This window comes from Acinetobacter sp. CY17 (assembly GCF_059515825.1).
This window is the reverse complement of sequence record NZ_JCAKMX010000006.1, coordinates 19,164-37,388: the sequence shown is the minus strand read 5'-3', so window position 1 is coordinate 37,388 and position 18,225 is coordinate 19,164. Positions and strand designations below refer to the sequence as shown.

Genomic DNA, 18,225 nt, shown 5'->3' with positions numbered 1-18,225 from the left:
TTCCCTATTGCGCTTGAGCGACCTGTAAAATTTGTGATAATTGCGTGGTTTCAGGACTATATAAACCATTTTGAACTTGCTGCTCAAAATGGCTACTAAACGCACGACGACGATTTTGTGATGAAATGGCCAACGTGGTCAAACGCAAAAAATGAAATCCTGGCATTTCATTCACAGGGGCTACAAAGCCGTTATAGCCTTTATTGCTGCGTTTATTGTCAATCGCGTCTGCATCGTAACGCACTGAAAAGAGCGAACCTTGTGGCAAACGCACGCCATTCATTAATACAGGCTGTAAACTAATACAAGAATGGTTATCGCCCATATTGAGCTTTTCCATTAATACCGGTTGTTGCTGATGATCGACAAAAATATTAATTTCACCACGACGTAACACTTGATTATGGGCAATTTTTAAAAAGAATTTCTCTGCCATTGGACAAGAACCGACTTTAGGCTTATCCATTAAGGTCTCGAGTTCGATATAACCCGTGTCCTGTGCTGTTTTGGGTAAAATAATATCTTCAATTAAATTGGCTAAAACTTTACTTTCTTCAAATTCAAGCAAGGCACTCATGTTACGTAATTTTTTTTGCCATTCTACCTGCTCGCTTAAGGCTTGTGCATAGTCATTTTGATGCTGAGCAAGATAAGCCAAGACATGAGGGTTTTGATCTAGGTTACGCCATGAATCTAAAATTAAACCCTGACTGGCCGCTTGTGAGATTAATTGCTTGAACGGCTTGCTATCAACATCTTGAAAAATGCGTAAATCTTTATATTCATCTGGATAACGTGGCACATTGACTGATTCTGCAATAACACGTGTGGCTTGCGTATACCCACAGCCGCGACGTTCGGTTTGATGGCTGTAATGTTCATTTAACATTTCAACCAGCGTTTCTGATAATGAGTAGCCCTGCTCGCGATAGCAGCGTACTAACTCATGATCTACATTTGACATGCTCGTCCTCAAATTCCCACATTAAAGCAGCGTGCTTGGTGATAGTGTTTCTGCCCAATCAGCACAGCAATTAGGCATGCACCTTAACATAGTGTAACTTTCAACTAAATCGCATATTCTGCCAATTATACGGCCTGAATATGCTGCATTGCCGCTGCAAATACTGCATCGGCGGTTTGTGTTGCATCTAAACGTTTGATTCTATTTGGCTCATTTTGACAAAGCGTGGCATAACCTGAACGCACTTTTTCAAAAAAAACTGCTTTTTCTTGCTCAAAACGATCCAATTCACCACGGGCACGGGCACGTGACATCCCCACTTCAATTGGTGCATCTAACCAAAAGGTTAAAGTTGGCATTTTGGCGACAAAGTTTTGGTTTAATAAAGCTAATTTTTCTGCACTTAAACCGCGGCCCGCACATTGATAAGCGAAACTAGCATCGCTAAATCGGTCGCACAACACGGTTTTACCGGCAGCTAAGGCAGGTAAAATCACCTGTGCGAGATGCTGTGCACGTGCAGCATACATCAGTAATAATTCAGTGTCATGGCTCATGGCTTCATCGTGATTGACACTCAGCAGTAGACTACGAATCTGCTCTGCCATAGGTGTGCCACCCGGCTCACGGGTTAAAATCACCTCTTGACCTTGTGCCTGCAAAGTATCAAAGATGCGACGAATGAGTGTGCTTTTTCCGACACCTTCGGTGCCTTCAAAACTAATAAACATGCTTATTCCTTTTTGGCGCGTAAGACTTGCAAATATTCTTGCACGGCACGATTGTGCTCTGCCAATGTAGCGCTAAATTTATGTCCACCATTGCCGGTGGCGACAAAGTACAGCGCATCAGAGTTATCTGGATGCATGGTTGCCTCAATGGCTTTTTTACTTGGTAAAGCAATTGGCGTTGGTGGTAAGCCATTGATAGTATAGGTGTTATATGCAGTTGGCGTGCGTAAATCTTTACGCGTGATATTGCCATTATAATTGTCACCCATGCCGTAAATCACGGTTGGATCAGTTTGTAAGCGCATCCCTATTTTTAAACGACGCGCAAACACGCCAGATACTTGTTGCAACTCACTGTCAATACTCGTTTCTTTTTCGATAATTGACGCCATAATTAAGGCTTCATACGGCGTTTTATACGGCAAGCCTTCAGCACGATTTTGCCATGCTGCATCTAAAGCCTTCATTTGGCGTTGATATAAATCGATTAAGATTTTTCGATCACTTTCGCCTTTGGCAAAAAAGTAGGTATCAGGGGCAAATAAACCTTCAGGATGAGCATAAGGAATATTTAAAGCGTGTAGCAGTTGATCATAGGGTAAATGCGATACTTCTTGCTTAACCAAATCGTCTTTTTTCAAACGCTCAATCAATTGCTTAAAGGTGGTGCCTTCAATCACTAAAATACGGTTCATTTGCGCATTTTTGGCATCTGAAATCATACCAAGTACATCACGCACACTCATTTGATCCGTGATTTCATACACCCCAGCTTTTAAAGAGTCTTTAATCACAAACTTTTGATAAAGTTTAAGCAGCACTGGAAAACTCACTTTGTCTTCTTTGGCCAATTGATCGATAAAGCCTGAGTAGGTATCCCCTTGATTAATCGCCAGCATTTGTTTTTTCCCCTCCAGTGGATAGGCTTTAAACAAACTTGACCATATCATCCCCAGTACAATCATCAACATAGCCAAGGCCAGCACAACAAACGCTTTTAAGCCAATATAAGATGATTTTTTTTTCGCTTTTGACGCCATAATTTAAGCAATTTGATTGAGTTGAAGTTGTGCGAATAAGGTCTGACAACTGTCGATCTGTAACTGTTGATCGGCAAATTGTGTCACCATTTTCATCGCGCTTAAGGCGTTACAGAAAAATAAACTTTGTAACTGCTGTAATTCGTCGTGATGCACCGAGCGCACTTCACAGGCAATGCCTTGTTGTTGCATCCGCGCTAGAATTTCAGCACGCATTACACCTTGGACGCCATTATAGCGAAGTTCTGGCGTCACCCAAGTATTGTTTAACTTTAAAAAACAGTTACTGCTCACCCCTTCAACAATTTGATCTTGATGATCTAAAACCAAAGCTTCACTGAAACCACGTTCATCAGCTTCGGCTTTGAGCATGACTTGTTCTAAACGGTTTAAACTTTTAATGCCGACTAAAGCTGGCATGGTCTGTCCCAGTCTTAGATTCAACACGTCGCTTTGAATAGTTTCAGGGGCAAAAGGCTGTACCTGTTTAGGATAAAAAAACAGCCACACATCCGCATCTTGATCAGGCAAGCTATAACCACGCTGTCCCACACCACGACTAATCACAATTTTTAAGGTACCAGTGGCTTTGGGTAAATGAGCCAAACTCACAGGTAAAGAGACTAAATTGGCGCGCAGCTGTAAGGCTTGGCAGGCTTGCTCTAGCCGTGCAATATGCCGTACTTGTAGTTCAATTTGACCGTCAATCATACGTGCGGTGCTAAAACAACCATCCCCATAATGAAAGGCACGGTCATTTAAATCGAGCTGTGTAACTGCTTTGCCGTTTTTAAAACATTGCATTGTGGAAGCTCCCTCTTCTTTAAGTTTTATTGTAAAACGGCTTGGATTTAATCGAGTGCAGATTCTATTTCTTTTTTACTTATATAAAATTCATTTTTTATTATTTTTTATGCAAAAACACTCGCGCTATGCTGCATCCACTTCAACAGCACCAACTTTTTTTGAGGAAGACTATGCGCTTAGCTACATTAAAATTAGGAATTATCGCCGCGCTTGTATCTGTTTCTAGCCTTGCTGCAGCCAAAGACTTCCTCAATGTGTCATATGACCCCACACGTGAGTTATATGAAGACGTCAATAAACAATTTGGTCAATACTGGCAACAGCGTACCGGTCAAAAAATTAACTTTAAGCAATCACATGGTGGCTCAGGTAAACAAGCCCGTTCTGTGATTGACGGTTTATCTGCCGATGTGGTGACTTTGGCTTTGGCTGCTGATATTGATGTCTTAGCACAAAAAGCCCAGCTATTACCGCAAGATTGGCAAAAAAAATTACCGCATAACTCGACGCCTTATACCTCAACTATCGTGTTTTTAGTACGTAAAGGCAACCCGAAAAATATTCAGGATTGGGGCGATTTAGTTAAAAATAATGTGGGGATTATCACGCCTAACCCAAAAACTTCAGGGGGCGCACGCTGGAACTATTTAGCGGCATGGGCTTGGGCTAAACACCAAGCGGGTGGCAATGAGCAAACTGCACAAGAATTTGTACGTAAAATTTATAAAAATACCAAAGTATTGGATTCTGGCGCGCGTGGTGCCACCACGACCTTTGCTGAACGTGGCATTGGGGATGTTTTATTGGCTTGGGAAAACGAAGCATATTTAGCGGTACGTGAGCAACCGGGTAAATTTGAAATTATTACTCCAAGTTTATCGATCTTGGCAGAGCCGCCAGTGGCCATTGTTGAGAAAAACGTGGTTAAACACGGCACCCAGCATTTAGCCAAAGGTTATTTAAACTTCTTGTATTCACCTTATGGTCAATATTTAGCAGCCAAACATTATTACCGTCCGCGTGATGTCGCCACCTTAGAAAAAAATAAGCATATCTTTAAGCCATTAAAGCTGGTCACCATTGACCAAGAATTTGGCGGATGGAATAAAGTACAACAAGCTCATTTTGAAAATGGCGGCATCTTCGACCAAATCGTGAAAGCCAACAGCGCTAAATAAACGCTGAGATTGAATAAGGAGCATCCGCATGATTCATACCGTGATCGTCCCTGGCGTTGCAGGTAGCGAAGCCCAGCATTGGCAAACATGGTTAGAAAATCAATTGCCAAGATGCTCCCGCGTTCAACAAAATGACTGGAATCATCCTGTGTTACATGAATGGGTTCAACAGTTTGTCAACACAGTGGTACCGCTTCAAGCACCGCTTCAAATTGTGGCGCATAGCTTCGGCTGTTTAACCACTATGGCCGCGCTGCATATGTTTCCTGAGCTGAATGCCAAGATTCAACATGTCGTGTTGGTGGCGCCTGCCAATCCTACCCGTTTTGGTGACAATGGTTTTGCTCGCGATAGCCTTAATCATTATGCGGATTTTTTCCATAATATTTCGCCACAAGCGCCGACCAGCATGCTGATCAGTGAAAATGATCCATGGTTACAATTTGATGATGCCAAACAGTTGGCCAAATCATGGCAAATCAAGCCTGTGAATCTCGGTCAAGTCGGTCATATTAATGTTGCTTCAGGCTTTGGACCTTTTCCGCAGATTTTTGATTATCTGATCTCAGAAAACGAGATGTCTCATATCAGCATTACTGATGATGGCAAGTATTTTTTTAAATTTGCAATTTAAGCATGGCTCTCTATGCTTATGACAAAGTTCGATTTTTATTTTGCGTTGATTGATTTGGGTCAACATTCTCTCTTTGAGGAGTAATCATGTCGCAGCGATCCCGAGTGCTGCCAGGATTTGGTCTTTCCCTAGGCTTTACCCTAGCGTATCTATCCTTAATCGTTTTGATTCCTTTGTCTGCAGTGTTTATTAAATCACTGGGCATTGGTTGGGACGGTTTTATTGAAATTATTAGTTCAGAGCGAATTTTAAAGTCGCTGCAACTCAGCTTTACCACTGCGCTATTGGCCGCGTTTATTAACGTGGTGTTTGGTTTATTACTGGCGTGGTGTTTAGTACGTTACCGTTTTCCAGGCAAACGTATTGTCGATGCTTTAGTCGATTTACCCTTTGCACTCCCTACTGCGGTTGCAGGTATTGCCCTAACTTCTTTATATGCGCCAACCGGCTGGATTGGTCAATATTTAGAACCGATTGGTATTCAAGTGGCGTATACCCCAATTGGTATTACGTTAGCCTTAATTTTTATTGGTATTCCATTTGTGGTGCGTACCGTCCAACCGGTACTGGCAGATTTAGAAACCGAGCTTGAAGAAGCAGCTTCAGCACTCGGTGCCACGCGTTTTCAAACCATCACTAAAGTGATTTTACCCATTTTATTCCCAGCGCTGTTAACCGGCTTTGCTTTGGCCTTTGCACGTGGTGTGGGTGAATACGGTTCGGTGATCTTTATTGCCGGTAACCAACCGTTTGAAACTGAAATTGCGCCGTTAATGATTATTTCGCGTTTAGAAGAATATGACTATGCCGGTGCCACCACCATTGCAGTGGTCATGCTTGTGATTTCTTTTGCGATTTTGTTCTTGATTAACTTAGTACAAGCATGGGCCAGCCGTCGTACTGGGAGAACTGCACGATGAATATCAATGCCAATGCTTTGGCCGACAAGTTGCAATCGCGTGATGCGACCCGAGAACCGCTTTGGGTACGTTATACCTTAATTAGCATTGCCTTAATTTTCTTTGTCAGCTGCTTATTATTGCCACTGGTTTTGGTATTTGTAGAAGCATTTAAACAAGGTCTTGGTGTATATACTCAAGCCTTGGTGCATCCGGATACCTTATCGGCAGTGAAACTGACTTTACTCACTGCAGCAATTGCGGTACCACTCAACGTGGTGTTTGGTGTGGCCGCAGCATGGTCTGTAGCCAAATTTAACTTCCGTGGTAAATCGATCTTAACCACCATTATTGATATGCCGTTTTCGGTATCACCTGTGATTGCAGGTTTAATGCTGGTGCTCATGTTTGGTACTCAAGGTTGGTTTGGCGGTTGGCTGATGGACAACGACATTAAAATTTTATATGCCGTACCTGCCATTGTCTTAGCCACTATTTTTATTACTGTACCTTTTGTAGCGCGTGAATTGATTCCTTTAATGGAAGCACAAGGCACTGAAGAAGAAGAAGCAGCGATTGTTTTAGGTGCTTCAGGTTGGCAAACTTTTTGGAAAGTCACCTTACCCAATATTAAATGGGGTTTGATCTATGGCGTGATTTTGTGTAATGCGCGTGCCATGGGTGAATTTGGTGCAGTATCGGTGGTGTCAGGACACATCCGCGGTGAAACCAATACTTTGCCTTTACATGTAGAGATTCTCTACAACGAATATACCTTTAGTGCCGCATTTGCCGTATCTTCGCTGTTGGCTTTATTGGCGATTGTGACCTTAATTTTAAAAAGTTGGGTTGAAATTCGCCAAGAAAAACAAAGCCAAAAAAATGACGATTCAGCTTCTTAAGGAATGACCTCATGAGTATTCAAGTTAAAAATATTGAAAAACACTTTGGTGCATTCCATGCACTCAACAACATCTCTTTAGATTTTCCAGACGGTCAATTGGTGGCGCTACTTGGCCCATCGGGCTGTGGTAAAACAACATTGCTGCGTATTATTGCCGGTCTTGAATCTGCGGATTCTGGTCAAGTGATTTTGGAGGGCGAAGACGCCACCAACGTACATGTACGTGAACGTGAAGTCGGCTTTGTGTTTCAACATTATGCATTGTTCCGCCATATGACGGTCTTTGACAACATTGCTTTTGGTTTACGGGTACGTCCGCGTGCAACACGTCCAAATGAAGCTGAAATTAAAAAACGCGTAACGCGTTTGCTTGATTTAGTCCAACTCGGCTTTCTCGCAGATCGTTATCCAGCGCAGCTCTCGGGTGGTCAGCGTCAACGTATTGCACTCGCACGTGCCTTAGCGGTTGAACCACGTGTCTTGTTACTTGATGAACCGTTTGGTGCCTTAGACGCCAAAGTACGTAAAGAATTACGTCGTTGGTTACGCACACTACATGATGAATTACATATTACGTCTATCTTTGTGACTCATGACCAAGAAGAAGCTTTAGAAGTAGCTGATCAAATTGTGGTCATGAACAAAGGAAATGTCGAACAAATTGGTTCGCCGCGTGAGGTCTATGAGCGCCCTGCAACACCGTTTGTATTTGACTTCTTAGGTCAAGCCAACCGTTTTGAAGGCACGAATCAAGGCGGCAGTATTCAATTTGGCGCAGACCGTATTCAATTGGCGAGCGCTAAAAATGGACCACAAGGCGATGTGATTGCCTTTGCGCGTCCAGATGAGCTAAAAATCCATGCTCAACCTCAAGACAATGCCATTCAAGCCACATTTATTCGTGAATTGTGGATTGCAGGCAAAGTTGTGGCAGAACTTGAAGGTCGTGAAGGTAATCTGATTGAGATTTCTTTGACCCCTGATGAAGCTAGACTGCATCAGTTCCGCCCAAATCAAACTGTATGGCTCACTGCATCGGCCTTACACTTATTTGCAAATCAAGTCGCATAAAACCAAAAAAGATGGGGCAATTTTAGCCCCATGTATCAAAGGGTAAACAACATATGAATTTCCAGCAATTACGGATTATTCGCGAAACCGTCAGACAAAACTTTAATCTGACTGAAGCTTCGGCTGCGTTGTATACCTCGCAATCAGGCGTTAGTAAGCATATTAAAGATTTAGAAGATGAACTTGGCGTACAACTTTTTATTCGTAAAGGTAAACGCTTACTGGGTTTAACTGAACCCGGTCAGGCGCTGCTGGGAATCGTAGAACGAATGTTGGTGGATGCAGATAACATCAAACGCTTAGCCGACGATTTTAACAAGGTCGATGAAGGCACCTTAACCATTGCCACCACACATACCCAAGCGCGTTATGTGTTACCCCCAATTGTGAATAAGTTTAAAAAGGAATTTCCAAAGGTTCACTTGATTTTGCAACAAGCGAGTCCAGTGGAAATTACCGATATGTTGTTACAAGGTGAGGCGGATATTGGTATTGCCACCGAGTCTTTAACCACAGAAGATAACTTAGCCAGTGTGCCGTTTTATAATTGGCAGCACAGCATCATCACCCCACAAAATCACCCACTGGCGCAAAAAAGCAATATTGGCATTCGCGAACTAGCGCAATATCCAATTATTACTTACCATGGGGGCTTTACCGGGCGTTCTAAAATTGACAAAGCGTTTGAAGAATCAGGTTTAGATTTTGATATTGTGATGTCAGCCCTGGATGCCGACGTGATTAAAACTTATGTGGAACTCGGTATGGGGATTGGGATTGTGAACGACGTGGCTTACGACCAAGAACGTGACTATCGTTTAAAACAAATCCCAACCGACATTTTTGGGGTGAATACCACTTGGCTTGCAGTACGTAAAGGTCACTTGCTGCGTGGCTATGGTTATGAGTTTATTTCACTGTGTTCACCAGAAGCTGATATTCGCGCCTTAAAACGTGTCGCTTACCCTGAAGATTAAATCTTAAAAAGAGCAGCGTTCAGCTGCTCTTTTTTTTAATGTGATACGGCTTGTTTAGCATCCAACACGCTATTTTTTGCCCCACGATTTAATAATAAATTCAGTAAAATTGCCGCCAAAGTTGCGGTTCCAATCCCACCCAAATCAAAACTGCCAATTTTAAGACTTAAATTACCTGCACCCATAATTAAACTCACCGCTGCAATAATTAACGTGCTGTTTTGCGTAAAATCAACTTTATGATCAATCCAAATTTTCGCCCCAGCAATGGTAATCAACCCAAACACCACAATTGAAGCACCGCCTAATAATGCCACAGGAATGGTGCTAATCACGGCGCCAAATTTAGGCGATAAACCGAGTAATATGGCAAAACAACCTGCAATCACGAAAATGGTGGTGCCATACACTTTGGTGACAGCCATCACCCCGATGTTTTCCGCATAGGTGGTCATACCTGTACCCCCCACCGAACCTGACAATGAGGTACATACGCCATCGGCAAAAAAAGCCCGTCCCATATAAGGATCCAAGTTTTTACCCGTCATGGCAGACACCGCTTTAAAGTGACCTAAATTTTCTGCCACTAAAATGAGAGCCACAGGTGCAATCAGTAAAATAGCATTGGCTTCAAACACAGGACTGTAAAAGTTAGGCAAACCAAACCACGCAGCATTGGCAATTGGTGCAAAATCAATAGGCTTACCTAGCCCTAGAAGATTAGTTAACACAAAGTACAGCACATAAGCCGTCACTAAACCGACCAAAAGCAGTAAACGTCGTAACATGCCACGGGTAAACACTGCAACAAGGCTAATACATAAGATGGTCACGACAGCCATCCAACTATCAAAGCTATTACTCGATACACTTTGAATGGTCACAGGCGCTAGATTTAAGCCAATAATCATCACAATGGCGCCAGTGACTAAAGGTGGCATCAGTTTTTCAATCCATGCCGTGCCTATTTTCATCACCACTAAACCTATTGCCGCATAAATTAAGCCACAGACAATGGTACCGCCTAAGGCTAAGGCAATATTGGGGTTAGAACCTGCGCCAGCATAACCTGTTGCCGCAGCCACTGCGCCAATAAAGGCAAAGCTTGAGCCAAGATAACTTGGCATACGCCCACCCGTCATGAGGAAAAATAAGATGGTGCCGATCCCAGTAATTAAGATCGTCAGATTCGGGTCAAAACCCATCAGTAATGGTGCCAGCACTGTGGCACCAAACATAGCAAAGGCATGCTGCAAGCCAAGCACGATGCTTTTGCCTGCGGGTAAATATTCATCCATTTGCACAGGCGTAGTATCTAAATTGCCTTGATAGGGTTTAAATTTTGCAAACCAAGCTTCTTTTGACATCGGCTGCCCTCCTAATGTGGCATTGCAATGGGCGCACAATATTGACGATTAAAATACACTAAAGCATTCGTGTCTTTGGGGCTTTGCATGGCCTGTACTTCACAGATGAGAAGCAGATGACTGCCTACTGCATGTCGCTCTCGAATGAGACAATCAAAGGCCACTAAAGCCTCTTGCAGTACGGGTGCACCTGTTTGCAGTGTGCCCCATACATGTGAGTTAAAACGTTGGGCTTGTGCGGTCTTGCTGGCAAATAAATTGGCCAGTGCTTGCTGCTCATGGCTTAAGGTATTGACACATAACACGTCGCTATTTTGAAAATATTCAAACACCGAAGAATTCTGATTTATACAGACCAATAAGGTGGCAGGTTGGTCAGTCACACTACAGACTGCCGATGCGGTAAAGCCTGCCTGACCGTGTGCTGTACGTGTGCTAATAATATTCACAGCCGCAGCTAAATGTGCCATACCCTGTCGAAAACTTAAAGCATCTAGGCTGTTCTTGAATTGCAGTTTACTGTTCATGACTGACCTCTGTTTTTTATTTTATAAATGTGCAGTTGAGGCAATTTCAACCAAAGCTTCAGGTTTGACTAAACCCACTTGAATGCAATAACGTGCTGGCTTATCTTCGGGGAAATATTCGGCATAAACTGCATTTATCGCAGCATAATCGGCCCAATCTTTGACAAAAATATGATTAAAGGTGATGTCCTCCATGCTGCCGCCCGCCGCCGCAAGCACACCTTTAATGGTGTCTAAAATATGGCGCGTTTGTGCTGCGGCATCGCCGACATGCAGTACGTTGTTATTTTCATCAAAAGCCAAGGTTCCTGACACATACACAATATTGTCGGCTTGGGTGGCAGGCACATAAGGCGCTAGCGGCTTGGCAGTTCCTGCGGGAATAATCACTTGTTTTGGCATGTTGTCCTCGTTATGCAGATTATTTTAAGTTATTGTTTTGAAAGGTGTTGCAGAATTTTTCGGTAGTACTAACCCACCCAAAAAAGGTTTCAATATTATAAATACTGGCAGCATGTGCTTCGCTTGGCCCTGCTTGATGGCAGGCGTCGTCTAACACCACACCAAAATATTCTAAAAAGAAACCATCACGTAAGGTCGATTCCACACAAACATTGGTGGCAATACCCACAAAGACCAGATTACGAATACCACGGCAACGTAACATGCTGTCTAGAGCCGTATTAAAGAAGCCACTGTAACGCGGTTTTTCAATAACTAAATCCTGTGGCTGTGGCTTAAGTTGATCAATCAGTTCAAAATCCCACTCCCCTTTGGCCAATAACTTGCCATACAGCTTTGGATTTTGGCGCATGGTTTTGAGGGCATTGGATTTATGAAAGTTAGGCGAATTGATTCCGCCTGCTTCACGGTAGTCTTTGTCCCAACCATTTTTAAAATAAATCACTTGCATGCCTGCACTGTGTGCTGCATCCACCGCTTTTTGAATATTGGCCACTACGGGTGCCGTTTGTGATACATCAAAACCCGCCAAATCTAAATAGCCGCCTCGCGAGGTATAGGCATTTTGCATATCAACCACAATCAATGCGGTTTGCTCAGGCGCGAGTTGAATCGCTTCAGGACGTGCACTTAACACTTTGCCTGTGCCAATGGCTTGGGTAAATTCACTACAAATAATACTCATGCGGTTTTCTCCAAAGTTTGACCTTCCACTACAACATGCTGACGGCATTGCATTAAGGGCTGGATGCGTTGTCCAAAATCTTCCACCCCCTGAATAAAGTCATCAAAGGTGAGTAGGATGCCTTCTGTGCCCTGAATCTCCCCAATTTCATCCAACATTTTTGCGACATTGGCATAAGAGCCGACTAAGGTGCCCATATTGATATTCACCGGCGAGACACTCGATGCCATTTGGCGAATATTGGTGTCACTGCCAGATTTAGTGTCTTTACCACCTTGGTTCATCAGCCAATTAATCGCTTCTACATCGGCACCCTCGTTATAGTGCTGCCATTTCGCAAAGGCTTCAGCATCGGTTTCGGCTGCAATCACCATAAACAACACATAAGTTTGTACATCACGACCGGTTTGATCGGTATGGGTTTTTAAACGCTCGTTAATTTCGGCATAAGCCGTTGGGGTATTTAAACCTTTGCCAAATACAAAGTTATAGTCGGCATATTGCGCGGAAAACGCCAAACCTGCATCCGATTGTCCTGCGCAAATAATTTTCATATCGGCTTGTGGTTTGGGACTGACGCGGCAATCGTTCATCGTGAAATGTTCACCTTTAAAATCTGAACGTCCATCGGCCCACAGTTCACGTAAAATTTGCACGTATTCAGACAAATATTCATAGCGTTTGCCAAAATACTCATCGCCCGGCCACATGCCCATTTGGCTATATTCTGGTGCTTGCCAACCAGTCACCACATTTAAACCAAAACGACCATTGGAAATTGAATCAATGGTGGATGCCATACGCGCTACAATCGCAGGTGGCATGACTAAGGTTGCTGCAGTGGCATAAATTTGAATTTTTGAGGTCACAGCGGCAAGGCCCGCCATTAAAGTAAAACTTTCTAAATTATGATCCCAAAATTCTGTTTTACCACCAAAGCCGCGCAGCTTAATCATGGATAAAGCAAAGTCAAAACCGTAATGTTCTGCACGTTGCACAATCTGTTTATTGAGTTCAAAACTCGGCTGATATTGCGGTGCATTTTCCGAGAGTAACCAACCATTATTTCCAATAGGACAAAAAACGCCAACTTTCATCACACACCTCACTGTTTATTCTGCTTTTAATTTTTGACTGCAATTGCAGTTTTATTTTTCATAGTAGATTTAGCAAAGGCTGTGCCAACATATATTTAGTATATTTAAATCAATCAATTAGAAGATATTTTTTTGACTATTAAGTAAAATATACGATTTTCATCGCAAGGTGCTTTATGAAGCACAGATTTAAAGTGGTGCGTTTTTTGAACTTTTGGTAAAAAATGCGCCATAAAAAAACCGCCCATTGAGGACGGTATTAATCAAAAAGACCATCAAGCAAAACTGGGTTGTAAAAAGTTTAAAATCGCTTGATTGATCTGCTCTGTTTCTGTCACGGTGCAGGCATGTCCGCCATGATTAAAAATACTGAGCTTACCATGCGCTAAAATTTGTTTTAAATCCTCACTTTTTTGATATGGCACTAAAAAATCATCGCGATTGGCAATAAAATGCAGGCGAGTTTTAGCCAATGCAGCACGATGCTCGGCATTGACTTGAAAAGCACTTAAAGCCCGAATTCGTGCCAAAACATTGGCAGGCGGTGGAAAATCTTGTAACTGCTTTTGTTCTTGTTTGGCAATCGTTTGATGATGCGCAGAAATCCATGCCGGTGGATATAAAAACAAAGCTTGTGCTTCGACATAAGCTGTAGTCCCTGCATATTGTAAGAGTCGGGTTCTGGCTTGAAAACACTTGAGCGTATGTGGATCAGGGCGATCCCATGCATTAATTGCCGTTAAGCTTAAAACATCAATATTTAAACTTTGTGCTAAGCGTGCTAGTTCAATGCCTATTAAAGCGCCCAAAGCATGTCCAATAAAATGCAAACGCTGAATTTTTTCTTGTTGGATTAAATCCAATAACTCTTGTGCCATATCAGTCATGCTATAGCCATCTTTTAACACAGCGCTATTTGCATGACAGCCGGCTTGGTCATAGACCAACACATGAAAATATTGCTGTAGCGCAGCAATTTGCGGCTGCCAAAATGTGCCATGCCCGCCTAGCCCTGCGGACAATAAAATATATTCTGCCTGTGTGCGGTGGCAAGGATAAAGTCGTGTGTTCATATCTGTCCTGATTGTGATGCTAAGCAAGCTATTTGCAAGATATATGCCGCAGAATCGCATCTGCTTAGGCTTTCAAGATAAAAGAGTATGAATTTTTTAAGTTTTATTGGTAAAAACAGATAGGAAACATAAATAATAATTGTTATCATTTCGCAAATTTTATTCAGTGTCAGATTAAAGCCCCATGAACAATCCAGCCCAATTGGATTCATTTGACCCAATGAGTAGTCCACGCGTGAATGTCAAAAAGAAAACCAAGCCCGCAACTCCTTTAAGTTATCGCCTCATGATCCTCTATCGCTTTGTTTTAGCTTTAGTGGGGGGATATATTCTGGCTGCCTTAAGTGCAATGTGCATTGCCGATTTATTTTCTGCTACGCCTGCCAACGCTGCCATGAGTGCCACCTTAATTGCATTTTGTGTGTATTGCGGTGCATTTATTTGGGTGTTTATGGTGCAAAAAACCGTAAAAGCCAGTCTTGGCATTATTGTACCCAGCATGTTGCTGTGGATTTTAATTCAGTTTTTAGGGAACTAAAATGCGTGTAGATGGAAAAGCAGAAGGCCCACGCCAGTCAATGTCTTGGTTGCATACATGGGCCAGCCTTATTTTAGGTTGGCTGCTGTATGCGATTTTTGTGACCGGCACACTCAGTTTCTTCCAAAATGAAATTAGTGTGTGGATGAAGCCTGAGCTGCATCAGTCAGTACCAAGTCAATCGCAAATTCAGCAAACTCAAGTTGCCTTAAATTATTTACAAAAAAACCATCCTCAGGCAGGCAGTTGGTCGATTCAATTGCCGACATCACGGCAAAATACTACGGTTTTAAGTATTCGTGGTGCGAATGAAGACCCGCGCGCGCGTCGTGGTGGTCAACGCATTACTTTAGATAGTGCAACGGGTGAAGTTTTAGAAGCACGCGAAACCCGTGGTGGTGGCTTCTTATATCGTTTCCATTTTGAGCTGTACGGTTTAGATCGAATTTGGGCACGTTGGATTGTCGGCATCGCCACCATGCTGATGTTTGTGGCCATCATTAGTGGTATTATTACCCATAAAAAAATCTTTACAGATTTCTTTACCTTCCGCCCAGGTAAAGGTCAACGCTCTTGGTTAGATGCGCATAATGCCACTGCGGTATTTGCCCTACCGTTTCATTTAATGATTACCTTTAGTGGTTTGTTACTGCTGTTATTTACCCTCATGCCATGGGGTGTAGAACGAATTTATGAAAACCGCGGCGCATTTTTACAAGAACAACGTAAAGCATTAATTGAAACACCTGAACAAGCGCGTCCTGAAGGTCAACAAGCACGCGGTGAAAATCGCGGTGAACGTGCTGAAGGTCAACAAGCGCGTGGCGAAGGTCGCGGTGAACGTCGTCCTAAGGCCGAACCCAAACCTGCACCACTTACTGATCTTGCCCCAATCATTGCTGATGCACAGCAACAATGGCCAAACAATCGTGTCGGCACAATTACCATCGTGGCACCTAATACCACGAAAGCCGAAATTGAACTACGTGCTTTACATGGTGAAAGTGTTGCCCATCGTAATATTTACCAAACTTTAAGCTATAACGGGGTTACTGGCCTTGAAAATCCAGATGATGGTTCTAAGCTAAAAAATCCAACCATTCCTGCAGCAATTTATAACGTCACCACCACTTTGCATGAAGCACGCGGTGTAGATTTATCGTTACGTTGGATTCTGTTCTTATCCGGTATTTTAGGCACTATGATGGTCGCTACTGGCTTGTTATTGTGGTGTGTAAAACGTGCCCCGCAACAAGAAAAACAAGGTTATAAATCTTTTGGCTACCGTACAGTAGAAGTATTAAACGTCACTGCGATTATTGGTTTACCGATTGCCTGTGCAGTGTATTTTTATGCCAACCGTTTCATTGATGCTGAACTTGAAAAACGCAGTGCCTTAGAGATTCGAGCTTTCTTTATCGCTTGGGGCTTGGTGTTTGTCTATGCCTTAGTGCGTCAGCATCGTCAAGCATGGCTAGAAATGCTGACCCTTGCCACTGCTCTATTTGCATTATTACCCGTACTCAACGTTATCACTGGTGGTGCGCCACTCTGGAGCAGTATTGCCAATGGTCAATGGGTGATTGCATCGTTTGATTTAGCCATGTGGGTGTTGGCAGTCGTATTTGGATTTAGCTTCATCAAAGTTAAAAATCACCAAAGTCTAGCGGCAAAAAAAGCCAAAGCGGGCAAAGCACCACAGGAGAATAACGAATGAGTTGGTTTATTTTCATTTGGGCGCTATGTAACTTAGGTTTTATTGGCTTAGCCACTTCGATGTCCAAGCATCAAAAACAGATTTTTGGCAAAGAATTGAATGCCAAGCAAACCAAACTTGCGACCATCATGGGTTGGTTATTACTGATTGCGGGCTTAGTGGCTTGTATCATTCATGGCGATAGTATCAGTAATATGATCAGCTATTGGATTGGGGTACTGAGTTTTTCTGCGCTGATGGTCGGCCTAACGCTGAGCTATTTTGCCAATAAAGTAAAATTACTGGCTATTGTTTCGATTATCTTAAGTGGCTTAGCCTTGCTCATCCATTTGCTTTAATTGCTTAAGTCTAACAAAGCTCGCCTAGTGCGGGCTTTTTTGTTGTCTAGATTTTAATTTGCAGCGCATTGGTAAAAATTTATCTCACGATGATTGCTTTTTTTATAAAGCAGCTTAGGCTTAGTAGGTTTTCTATTGAGATCTTCCCATGACTACTCCAATTTCTGTGCCTAAAGCGCTATTAAACCGTGCCACTGCTGGTAACTTAGAAGCGCAATTTGATTTAGCTCAACTATATATGAGCAGCGAACACGATGAAGATATTGAACGTGCTGAAGAATGGGCGCTAAAAGCTGCCTCTTTAGGTCATGTTGAATCGATGTATTGGCTAGGCGAAGGTTATACCGTGTATGCCAAAGAAGTCGCAGAAGAAGATCCTGAAGAAGCGAAAACTTATTTTGAACATGCCCATAATTGGCTCAAACAAGCTGCAGAACGCAAGCACGCTGCTGCGATTTTAGAATTGGCAGGTTTTTACCGCCGTGGCGATGTGGTTGAAAAAGATGTAGTTAAATCTGTGGAATTGGTTGAACAAGCTGCAAACTTAGGCGAATTACAAGCGATGCGTGATTTAGCCTTTATTTATGCCAATGCTTTAGGTGTAGATGCCGATGAAGAAAAAGCCGACTTTTGGACCCAAAAAGCCGATGCTTTAGAAGCCAAAGATGCATAAAAATAAAGCCCTCAATTGAGGGCTTTTTGTTGCTCATGCACTTTACTCATCAAATATTGATAGATATGTTGCGCTTTCAGTTCATTCAAAATTTGACTCGCAGCTGTATTAGTTCGATTCAATGAAGGTTCAACTTCATAAGTATGTAGCTTAATACGCTTGCGTTTTGTTTTTTGAGCAAAGTCTTGAATTGCATCATATGTTTCACCCCGTGTACGACACGCACAAATAATGTAATCACAGCTATCTAATTCACTTATGCGCTCGAATAATTTGGTATCGGGATCACCCTTGGTATCCACAGCAACTTTGATATCACCTATTGCTACAATCAAACGCATATCTGCATTTTCCATCTTTAAACATTTGACCAAAGTATCAGGCTGTGCAAAAGCATCCTTGACCAACATCTCAATCAATAAAGTTAAAGTTTGTGTCTTTCCTGTATTCTCAGCACCAGCCAAGCTAATAATTAGTTTTTTCATTATATAAAATAGTTAAGTTACCCTACGCATAGAATAACTTAAACCTAAGTAATTAAAA

21 protein-coding genes are annotated in these 18,225 nt (G+C 42.6%); 10 read left to right on the top strand and 11 right to left on the bottom strand.

Annotated elements, in window-relative coordinates; translation table 11 throughout:
• Positions 1-4 precede the first annotated feature (4 nt).
• From AC5YCI_RS06005 to pabC, 4 genes are all read right to left on the bottom strand, one after another.
• Positions 5-964 carry a hypothetical protein gene (locus tag AC5YCI_RS06005; protein WP_496128601.1) on the bottom strand — a complete coding sequence of 320 codons (960 nt, stop codon included), beginning with the start codon at positions 962-964 and terminating at the stop codon, positions 5-7.
• A 125-nt stretch (positions 965-1,089) separates the two neighbouring features.
• A complete protein-coding gene (gene tmk, locus AC5YCI_RS06000) occupies positions 1,090-1,695 on the bottom strand; it encodes a dTMP kinase (protein ID WP_496128602.1) in 606 nt (201 codons plus the stop codon).
• 2 nt (positions 1,696-1,697) lie between these two features.
• Entirely contained in the window at positions 1,698-2,735 is a 1,038-nt protein-coding gene (mltG, locus tag AC5YCI_RS05995) for an endolytic transglycosylase MltG (RefSeq protein ID WP_496128603.1), read from the bottom strand.
• Positions 2,736-2,738: 3 nt separating this feature from the next.
• Positions 2,739-3,539, bottom strand: coding sequence for an aminodeoxychorismate lyase (pabC, locus tag AC5YCI_RS05990; RefSeq protein WP_496128604.1), 801 nt, complete (start codon positions 3,537-3,539; stop codon positions 2,739-2,741).
• Between the two features lie 173 nt (positions 3,540-3,712).
• On the opposite strand from pabC, the gene AC5YCI_RS05985 reads away from it, so the two are divergent.
• The 6 genes from AC5YCI_RS05985 to AC5YCI_RS05960 all read left to right on the top strand — a co-directional run bounded on the left by AC5YCI_RS05985 (position 3,713) and on the right by AC5YCI_RS05960 (position 9,205).
• A complete protein-coding gene (locus AC5YCI_RS05985; protein ID WP_496175287.1) occupies positions 3,713-4,720 on the top strand; it encodes a sulfate ABC transporter substrate-binding protein in 1,008 nt (335 codons plus the stop codon).
• Positions 4,721-4,748: 28 nt separating this feature from the next.
• Complete coding sequence (locus AC5YCI_RS05980) at positions 4,749-5,354, top strand: RBBP9/YdeN family alpha/beta hydrolase (RefSeq protein ID WP_496128606.1); 606 nt, start codon at positions 4,749-4,751, stop codon at positions 5,352-5,354.
• An 86-nt stretch (positions 5,355-5,440) separates the two neighbouring features.
• Positions 5,441-6,274: a sulfate ABC transporter permease subunit CysT gene (gene cysT, locus AC5YCI_RS05975; protein WP_496128607.1), complete on the top strand. Its 834-nt coding sequence runs from the start codon at positions 5,441-5,443 to the stop codon at positions 6,272-6,274.
• Positions 6,271-7,155, top strand: a complete 885-nt coding sequence (gene cysW / locus AC5YCI_RS05970; RefSeq protein ID WP_496128608.1) for a sulfate ABC transporter permease subunit CysW — start codon at positions 6,271-6,273, stop codon at positions 7,153-7,155. Before cysT ends, cysW begins: the two co-directional genes overlap by 4 nt.
• 11 nt (positions 7,156-7,166) lie before the next feature.
• On the top strand, positions 7,167-8,228 hold the full coding sequence (locus AC5YCI_RS05965) for a sulfate/molybdate ABC transporter ATP-binding protein (RefSeq protein ID WP_496128609.1): 1,062 nt from the start codon (positions 7,167-7,169) through the stop codon (positions 8,226-8,228).
• A 53-nt stretch (positions 8,229-8,281) separates the two neighbouring features.
• Positions 8,282-9,205 carry a CysB family HTH-type transcriptional regulator gene (locus AC5YCI_RS05960; protein WP_496128610.1) on the top strand — a complete coding sequence of 308 codons (924 nt, stop codon included), beginning with the start codon at positions 8,282-8,284 and terminating at the stop codon, positions 9,203-9,205.
• Between the two features lie 35 nt (positions 9,206-9,240).
• Here the strand turns inward: AC5YCI_RS05960 and rutG are convergent, their stop codons facing one another.
• The 6 genes from rutG to rutD all read right to left on the bottom strand — a co-directional run bounded on the left by rutG (position 9,241) and on the right by rutD (position 14,416).
• Positions 9,241-10,572 carry a pyrimidine utilization transport protein G gene (gene rutG / locus AC5YCI_RS05955; protein ID WP_496128611.1) on the bottom strand — a complete coding sequence of 444 codons (1,332 nt, stop codon included), beginning with the start codon at positions 10,570-10,572 and terminating at the stop codon, positions 9,241-9,243.
• A gap of 11 nt (positions 10,573-10,583) precedes the next feature.
• Positions 10,584-11,099, bottom strand: coding sequence for a flavin reductase (locus AC5YCI_RS05950; protein ID WP_496128612.1), 516 nt, complete (start codon positions 11,097-11,099; stop codon positions 10,584-10,586).
• Between the two features lie 21 nt (positions 11,100-11,120).
• Positions 11,121-11,501, bottom strand: coding sequence for a pyrimidine utilization protein C (gene rutC, locus AC5YCI_RS05945; RefSeq protein WP_496128613.1), 381 nt, complete (start codon positions 11,499-11,501; stop codon positions 11,121-11,123).
• Positions 11,502-11,520: 19 nt separating this feature from the next.
• Positions 11,521-12,246, bottom strand: a complete 726-nt coding sequence (rutB, locus tag AC5YCI_RS05940; RefSeq protein WP_496128614.1) for a pyrimidine utilization protein B — start codon at positions 12,244-12,246, stop codon at positions 11,521-11,523.
• Entirely contained in the window at positions 12,243-13,343 is a 1,101-nt protein-coding gene (gene rutA / locus AC5YCI_RS05935) for a pyrimidine utilization protein A (protein ID WP_496128615.1), read from the bottom strand. Before rutA ends, rutB begins: the two co-directional genes overlap by 4 nt.
• A gap of 275 nt (positions 13,344-13,618) precedes the next feature.
• Positions 13,619-14,416, bottom strand: coding sequence for a pyrimidine utilization protein D (rutD, locus tag AC5YCI_RS05930; RefSeq protein WP_496128616.1), 798 nt, complete (start codon positions 14,414-14,416; stop codon positions 13,619-13,621).
• A 184-nt stretch (positions 14,417-14,600) separates the two neighbouring features.
• Here rutD and AC5YCI_RS05925 point away from each other — a divergent pair, with 184 nt between their 5' ends.
• The 4 genes from AC5YCI_RS05925 to AC5YCI_RS05910 all read left to right on the top strand — a co-directional run bounded on the left by AC5YCI_RS05925 (position 14,601) and on the right by AC5YCI_RS05910 (position 17,682).
• Positions 14,601-14,954: a hypothetical protein gene (locus AC5YCI_RS05925; protein ID WP_496128617.1), complete on the top strand. Its 354-nt coding sequence runs from the start codon at positions 14,601-14,603 to the stop codon at positions 14,952-14,954.
• A gap of 1 nt (position 14,955) precedes the next feature.
• Positions 14,956-16,671, top strand: coding sequence for a PepSY-associated TM helix domain-containing protein (locus tag AC5YCI_RS05920; RefSeq protein ID WP_496128618.1), 1,716 nt, complete (start codon positions 14,956-14,958; stop codon positions 16,669-16,671).
• A complete protein-coding gene (locus AC5YCI_RS05915) occupies positions 16,668-17,009 on the top strand; it encodes a DUF3325 domain-containing protein (RefSeq protein WP_496128619.1) in 342 nt (113 codons plus the stop codon). The genes AC5YCI_RS05920 and AC5YCI_RS05915 overlap by 4 nt, the downstream gene beginning before the upstream one ends.
• 148 nt (positions 17,010-17,157) lie before the next feature.
• Positions 17,158-17,682 (top strand): tetratricopeptide repeat protein, encoded by a 525-nt coding sequence (locus AC5YCI_RS05910; RefSeq protein ID WP_122898280.1) that lies wholly within the window; start codon positions 17,158-17,160, stop codon positions 17,680-17,682.
• Between the two features lie 11 nt (positions 17,683-17,693).
• Here the strand turns inward: AC5YCI_RS05910 and AC5YCI_RS05905 are convergent, their stop codons facing one another.
• Positions 17,694-18,167: a hypothetical protein gene (locus tag AC5YCI_RS05905; RefSeq protein WP_496128620.1), complete on the bottom strand. Its 474-nt coding sequence runs from the start codon at positions 18,165-18,167 to the stop codon at positions 17,694-17,696.
• Between the last annotated feature and the right edge of the window lie 58 nt (positions 18,168-18,225).